General features: G+C 63.1%; 6 protein-coding genes. 4 read left to right on the top strand and 2 right to left on the bottom strand.

The annotated features are described in order from the left end of the window. Positions 1–194 precede the first annotated feature (194 nt). Positions 195–1373, bottom strand: coding sequence for an acyl-CoA dehydrogenase family protein (locus WAN71_RS16545; protein ID WP_422226372.1), 1179 nt, complete (start codon positions 1371–1373; stop codon positions 195–197). Continuing rightward, positions 1357–2367, bottom strand: a complete 1011-nt coding sequence (locus tag WAN71_RS16550) for an acyl-CoA dehydrogenase family protein (protein ID WP_422226373.1) — start codon at positions 2365–2367, stop codon at positions 1357–1359. The genes WAN71_RS16545 and WAN71_RS16550 overlap by 17 nt, the downstream gene beginning before the upstream one ends. Before the next feature lie 305 nt (positions 2368–2672). Between WAN71_RS16550 and WAN71_RS16555 the strand changes: the two genes are divergently transcribed. The 4 genes from WAN71_RS16555 to WAN71_RS16570 all read left to right on the top strand — a co-directional run. Next, complete coding sequence (locus tag WAN71_RS16555; RefSeq protein ID WP_422226374.1) at positions 2673–3764, top strand: amidohydrolase family protein; 1092 nt, start codon at positions 2673–2675, stop codon at positions 3762–3764. Positions 3765–3786: 22 nt separating this feature from the next. Next, the gene (locus tag WAN71_RS16560; protein ID WP_422226375.1) at positions 3787–4932 is read left to right on the top strand and encodes an amidohydrolase family protein; all 1146 of its coding nucleotides are present in this window, start codon (positions 3787–3789) and stop codon (positions 4930–4932) included. 1 nt (position 4933) lies between these two features. Continuing rightward, positions 4934–5335 carry a Rieske (2Fe-2S) protein gene (locus tag WAN71_RS16565; RefSeq protein ID WP_422226376.1) on the top strand — a complete coding sequence of 134 codons (402 nt, stop codon included), beginning with the start codon at positions 4934–4936 and terminating at the stop codon, positions 5333–5335. Between the two features lie 18 nt (positions 5336–5353). Further along, positions 5354–5790, top strand: a 437-nt coding sequence (locus WAN71_RS16570) for an alpha/beta fold hydrolase (protein WP_422226377.1), incomplete at its 3' end; no start/stop codon positions are given.

Genomic DNA, 5790 nt, shown 5'->3' on the forward strand with positions numbered 1-5790 from the left:
GTCTCGATGAAACCCTCGAGAAACTGCAACGAATCTGCGACGAGCAGGAACCGGCACGGCCCATCACCGAACGCAAAGACGCCGCCGTCATCGACTAAGCGGGCCTAACCACCCGCCGAGCGTGAAGCTGCTGCGAAAGATCGCAATACGAATAGCAACCAGTTCACGCTCGGTGAGCGGTTAGGGCATGCTCCTCAGCCGGTGGGCAATCCGAGCACTCGCTGCGCGATGATGTTGCGCTGGATCTCGGAGGTACCGCCGGCGATCGTGCCGGCGAAGCTGCGGGCGTAGCGCTCGAACCAACTGGCGAAGTAGTGGTCGAGGTTCATCGGCTCGTACGTACCCGTCAGCGCGGGGTGCATCAAACCGTCGGATCCTGCTGCGTGTAAGGCATGTTCACACGCTTGTCGTTCGGCTTCGGAGCCGAGCAGCTTGAGCACCGACAGCGCAGGCACGTTCTCCTCGCCACGGGCGGCACGGGCCAGGGCCACCGAGCCGAGCAGGCGCAGTGCAGAAAAGTCCATCAGCGTGGTGGCGTACTGGTCACGTTCGAGTGCGTTCGTCGGTTGGAAGTCGGTGAGCACATTATCCAGCCGATCGGCGAAACCCAGCCACATCATCGTGCGTTCGTGCCCCAACGATCCGTTGGCCACGTGCCAGCCCTGGTTGAGCGCGCCGACCAGATTCTCGGCCGGTACTCGCACATCGGTGAAGAACACCTCGTTGAAGTCCAGATCATCCTGCCCGCAGATGGACGGAAACGGTCGGCGCACCACGCCGGGAGTGTCGGTAGGGATCAGCAACGCGCTAATCCCCTTGTGCTTAGGGGCATCTGGGTCGGTCCGCACGAAGGTCAGCAGTACGTCGGCATCGTGGGCGCCCGACGTCCAGACCTTTTGGCCATTGACCACAAAATGATCGCCGTCACGGACTGCTTTCGTGCGCAGCGACGCCAGATCCGAACCGGCACTGGGCTCGCTCATCCCCAATGACGCGGTGATCTCGGCACGCAGGATCGGAACGGCCCAACGTTGTTTCTGCTCATCGGTGCCGAACGAGATCAGCGAGGCCGCAATGATATTGACACCCTGCGGGTTGAAGCTGTGGTAAATCCGCCGCCGGCACAGCTCCTCCAGGTAGACGTACTGCTGCAGGACCGTGGCGTTGCGGCCGCCGAACTCCGGCGGCTGAGTGGGCAGCAGCCAGCCGTTGTCGAAGAGCAGCCGCTGCCAGCCGCGCGCCCAAGCCGGCATGTGCGACACCGATTGCGGCCGCTCCAACGCCTCAGCGGCGGTGGCAGGCACGTGTTCGTCGAGGAAGGCGACGAATTCCGCGCGGAACGTTTCGACTTGCGCGTCAAAGGTGAGTTGCACGGTACTCCTCGGTGATCATCGCCCGGTGCTCGGCGGCCCCGCCGAGCATGAGCTCGCCCGCCTTGGCCCGCTTCAGTGCGAATTGCACGTCGTTCTCCCACGTGAAGCCCATCGCGCCGAACAGCTGCAGACCGTGACGGAACACCAGCGACTGGCATTCGCCCGCAGCCGCTTTCGCCATTGCGGCCGCCAGCCGCCGACGCGGGTCGTCCTCGGCGATCGTCAACGCTGAGTAATAGGCCAGTGCCCGCGCCCGCTCCACCGCGACGTGCATGTCGGCGGCCTTGTGCTGAACCGCTTGGAACGAACCGATCGGCACCCCGAATTGGTGACGGCTGCGCACGTGGTCGAGGACCAGATCCAAAATGTGTTGGCAGGCACCGACCATCGTCATCGCCATACCCATCAGCGCGATATGGCGCGCCCGCTCAACATCGACACTGACCCGCGCGGCGTCGGGTAACCGGACGTCGCTGAACGTCAAGTCGGCGACGTGCAACACCGGGTCGAACACCGAACTGCGGCGCCGGGTTACCTGCCCGGCCACCTCGGCGATGCTGACGATGAACACCGCGGCATCGGTCACCACCGCCAACCACTCGGCACGATCCCCGTCCAGCACATGCGTCGCCGTGCCGTCCAACACCCAGCCATCGCCGTCCCGGTGCGCTGTCACCCCGGTGTAGACGGCGGTTCCGGATGCCTGGCGGTCGAACCGATCGCCCGCCAACGGCGCGAACTGGCTCATCGTCGCCAGGAACGGCGTGGGATCGGTGGCGCGGCCCAGCTCTTCCAGGACGATGGCCAGCTCGACGGCGGTCTCCGGATCGTTCATCTCGGTCCAGCCGTGCTCCACGTAGGCCTTCCAGACCGGGGTCGGGTCGACGCCGTCTTCGGCAATACCTCGGACCAGCGCCGGCGGACACTGCTTGCCAACGGCATCACGCACCGTTTCCTGCCAGAGCCGCTGATCAGCGTCGAATTCCAACAGCATCCCGGCCAGCTCCTTAGATCAGTTAACGTGCTGAAGAGAATACTATTCTCCTAATAGCACAGTGACAATCTCGCCGGAGCTCTCACCAGTGGGCGCGAGGAGCCCAGAACCGGGAGAATGATATTATCGGTAGACAAGAACAACGCTTACGCCCTATACCCGCAATTATGACCGCTACCAGGTGCGATGATTAATCGAAACGCTTACCGGAAACCCGTTGATTGACGATGAATGGGAATGTTAGATTGGCTAGCGTATGGCCAGCAGGCCCGACACAATCTTCGGCGCCGCGAAGGGTGGTTTAGGTGATAGAACACCCGGACGGAACTCGGACGCCCGTCATCGACGCGAGTGTGCACATCTTCTTCTCGTCCAACAAAGAGCTGCGCAACGTCCTCCGTGAGCCGTTCAAAAGCCGGGGTTTCCCCGACTACGAATCTGACTGGTACGGAACGCCGGGTGGCGAGTATGCCAACGACACCGGCGGGCGTGACATCGGCTATCCCGGCTCGAACCCGGAATTCGTAGCCAACGAACTATTTTCGAAACGCGGCGTCGACATTGCCGTGCTGCACCCGATGAGCCGCGGCATCATGCCGGACCGACACCTGGGCAGCGCACTGCATGCAGCACACAACGAGATGATGGTGTCGCGCTGGCTGGAACACAGTGAATTCGGCGACCGCTTCCGCGGCACCATCCGGGTGAACCCCGACGACATCTCGGGCGCATTGCGCGAGATCGACAGGTGGCGCGCGCACCCCCGCGTCGTCCAGATCGGCATCCCGCTGCAATCGCGCGAACTGTACGGCAAACCGCAGTTCTGGCCGCTCTGGGAAGCGGCTGCGCAGGCCGGCCTACCGGTGGCGGTCCACATCGAAACCGGGGAGGGCATCGGATTTGCCCCGACCCCGTCGGGACACACGCTGACCTACGAGCAGTACCTGAGCTTCATGGCGCTGAACTACCTCTACCACCTGATGAACATGATCGCGGAAGGTGTTTTCGAGCGCTTTCCCACGCTGAAGTTCGTGTGGGCCGACGGTGCCGCGGACTTCCTCACCCCGTTCATCTGGCGGATGGACACTTTCGGGCGACCACACCTCGAGCAGACGCCGTGGGCACCCCGCATCCCCAGCGAATACCTGCCCGGACACGTCTACTTCGTCCAAGGTCGCCTCGACGGCCCGGGTGATACCGAGTTCGCCGGCGAGTGGTTCGGCTTCACCGGAAAAGACGACATGGTCATGTTCGGCAGCAGCTATCCGCACTGGCAGAACGCGGAAGTGGCCGCACTTCCGCGCGCGCTGACCGCCGAACAACGCGAAAAAGTGTGCTGGCGCAACGCCGCGGAGCTCTACGGGATAGACATTCCCGCCGGCGTGGCTGCACAGTAGAAGGTAACTAAGGGAGACCACGATGACGCTGACACAGACTCATGAACGGATTCCCGCCGCCGAGCGCATCGCCGTTCGGTGCGTCGACTCCGACGTCCACCCAGTGCCCAAACGCGGCGAGCTGACGCAATACATTCCGGAGCCGTGGCGTAGCAAGTTCTTCCTCGACCACAAGGTCGGTGAACTGATCTACTACGACGCTCCGGACTATGCGCACGCCTACGCCATGCGGACGGACACTTTCCCGCCGGACGGCGAATTCCCGGGCAGCGACCCGGATATGGCCTTCCGGCAGCTCATCATGGAGGCCGGGTCGGATATCGCGATCCTCGAGCCCGGCGCCCGGACCCCGCGGTTGCCCGAGGCCAACCAGGCGTTCTCGTCTGCGCTCAATGAGTGGCAAGACAAGCACTGGCTGGACAGTCACAACAACTGGCACGAGCGTTGGCGCGGCTCCATCTGCGCGGCTATCGAGGACCCTGACGGCGCCTCCCGGGAGATCGAGAAGTGGGCCGGGCACCCATACATGGCGCAGATTCTGATCAAGGCCGAGCCGCGGCCGTCATGGGGCCACCCGATGTACGACCCGATCTGGGCGGCCGCCACCAAACACGACATCACCGTGAGCTGCCACCTGTCGCGCAGCAACTACGAGATGCTGCCCATGCCGCCGGTAGGGTTCCCCAGCTACAACCACGACTTCATGGTGACCTACTCGCTGCTGGCCGCCAACCAGGTGATGAGCCTGATTTTCGACGGCGTCTTCGATCGATTTCCGACGCTGCGGATCGTGTTCGTCGAGCATGCGTTCAGCTGGATCCTGCCGCTGATGTGGCGGATGGACGCAATTTACGAGGCCCGCAAGTCGCGGATGGAGATCAAGCGCAAGCCGTCCGACTACGTCAAAGACCACATCAAATTCACCACCCAGCCGTTGGACTACCCGGAGGACAAGACCGAGTTGACCCGCGCGCTGGAGTGGATGGAGTGCGACAAGATTCTGCTTTTCTCCTCGGACTACCCACACTGGACCTTCGACGACCCACGCTGGCTGGTCAAACACCTGCCCAAAGCGGCCCGCGACGCGGTGATGTTCAAAAACGGCATCGCGACCTATCACCTGCCGGAGACGGTCCCGGTGCTCGAGGGCCAAGTGCGGGTGTTCTGAGTTGGCCGAACAAGCCTTCAGCCGGTCCGAGCCCAGGCTGGCGCAGGGCCGCGAGCACGTCGTTGCCGCCGTGGACGAGATCCCGCCCGGAAAGCACAAGCTGGTGCCCATCGGGCGTCACGGTGTCGGCGTCTATAACGTAAACGGCACGTTCTACGCGATCGCGAACTACTGCCCGCATCAAGGCGGACCGCTGTGCTCCGGTCGCGTTCGCGGTCGAACCATCGTCGACGAAACCACCGCGGGTGACGCCGTTATGGTCCACGACCTGGAGTACATCTACTGCCCTTGGCATCAATGGGGTTTCGAGCTCGCGACCGGGACGACTGCGGTCAAGCCGGAGTGGAGCATCCGCACCTACCCGGTCCGGGTCGTCGGCAACGACGTCCTGGTGATGGCCTGACGCTAGAGGAGACAGCCCGTGGCCTCCATCGAAATCAACGGTGGGAACGTCGTCTACGAAATCCTTGGTAAGTCCGGGGATCTCATTGCCCTGACGCCGGGTGGCCGGTTCAGCAAAGAGATCCCCGGACTCCGTCCGCTGGCGGAAGCCTTAGTCGACGGCGGGTACCGGGTGCTGTTGTGGGATCGCCCGAATTGCGGTAAATCTGATGTCCAGTTCTACGGGCAGAGCGAATCACACATGCGCGCCGAGACGCTGCACGCTCTGGTGACCAAGCTCGGCTTCGGGCCGTGCATCATCGCCGGAGGCTCTGGTGGTGCAAGGGATTCCATGCTGACCACGATGCTCTATCCCGAGCTGGTCACCAAACTCGTGGTGTGGAATATCGTCGGCGGCATCTACGGCACTTTCTTACTGGGCTCGTACTACATCGTTCCCAGCATTCTGGCGGCCCG

It is taken from the genome of Mycobacterium sp. (assembly GCF_049280035.1).
In the GTDB taxonomy this organism is placed as follows: domain Bacteria; phylum Actinomycetota; class Actinomycetes; order Mycobacteriales; family Mycobacteriaceae; genus Mycobacterium.